This is a genomic window from Arthrobacter pascens, assembly GCF_017052465.1.
GTDB lineage: Bacteria > Actinomycetota > Actinomycetes > Actinomycetales > Micrococcaceae > Arthrobacter > Arthrobacter pascens.
The window spans coordinates 1-1,214 of record NZ_JAFHKT010000132.1 but is presented as its reverse complement, the minus strand read 5'-3'; the positions used below and the strand labels follow the sequence as shown (position 1 = coordinate 1,214).

The window sequence follows — 1,214 nt, the reverse complement described above, 5'->3', positions numbered from 1 at the left end:
CGGTTGGCGATGACGGGGGACATGCCGGTGAAGCCGTCGCGGGTTTCGGCGATTTCGTGGATTTGCTTGCGGCAGGCGTACCAGCCGGCGACCATGAGGGCGCAGGCGACGAGGGTCACGAGCAGGGTGAGCGGGGATTCGATGAAGACCATGACGAGCACGCCGAGGAGGAAGAGCAGGGAGAGGTAGCCGGTGTAGGGGGCGCCGAACATCCGGAAGGAGGGGCGTTTGAGCCAGCCTTTGTCGGACCAGCGTTTGAGCTGCATCTGGCACAGCACGATGGTGGCCCAGGTGACGATGATGCCGACGGAGGCGACGTTCAGGACGATTTCGAAGGCCTGTGCGGGGACGAGGTAGTTCAGCGGGACGCCGAGCAGGGAGACGCCGGCGGTGATGGCGATGCCGCCGTAGGGGACGCCGGCTTTGTTCATGCGTTGGGCGAATTTGGGGGCGGAGCCGGCGACGGACATGGAGCGCAGGATCCGGCCGGTGGAGTAGAGCCCGGCGTTGAGGGAGGACAGGGCGGCGGTGAGGACGACGAGGTTCATGATGACGTCCACGCCCTGGATGCCGATGGAGCCGAAGAACGTCACGAAGGGGCTGACGCCTTTTTCGTAGGAGGTGAAGGGCAGCAGCAGGGCGAGGAGGATGACGGAGCCGACGTAGAACACGGCGATGCGGAAGACCACGGAGTTGATGGCCTTGGGCATGATTTTCTCGGGGTTTTCGGTTTCGCCGGCGGCGGTGCCGACGAGTTCGATGGAGGCGTAGGCGAACAGGACGCCCTGCATGAGGATGATCATGGGCAGCAGGCCGTTGGGGAAGATGCCGCCGTTGTCGGCGATGAGGCTGAAGCCGACTTCCTGGCCGTCGACCGGGGTGCCGAAGATGACGAAGTAGGTGCCCACGATGAGGAACGCGACGAGGGCGGCGACCTTGATCAGGGCGAACCAGAATTCCATTTCGCCGAAGACCTTGACGGAGACGAGGTTCAGGCAGAGTACGACGACGAGGGCGATCAGTGCCCAGGCCCATTGCGGCACGTCGGCCATCCAGGGGATGTATTTGCCGAAGAAGTTCATGTAGAGGGCGGCGGCGGTGATGTCCACGATGGTGGTGGTGGCCCAGTTGATCCAGTAGAACCAGCCGGAGATGAAGGCGGCCTTTTCGCCGTAGAACTCGCGGGCGTAGGAGACGAAGGAGCCGGAGGAGGG

Annotated in this window: 1 protein-coding gene; it reads right to left on the bottom strand. The window is 63.9% G+C overall.

Going from position 1 to position 1,214, the window contains the following annotated elements; all coding sequences use genetic code 11:
• The coding region (locus JYA52_RS09820; RefSeq protein ID WP_205653003.1) for an amino acid permease at positions 1 to 1,214 on the bottom strand (1,214 nt) is incomplete at both ends.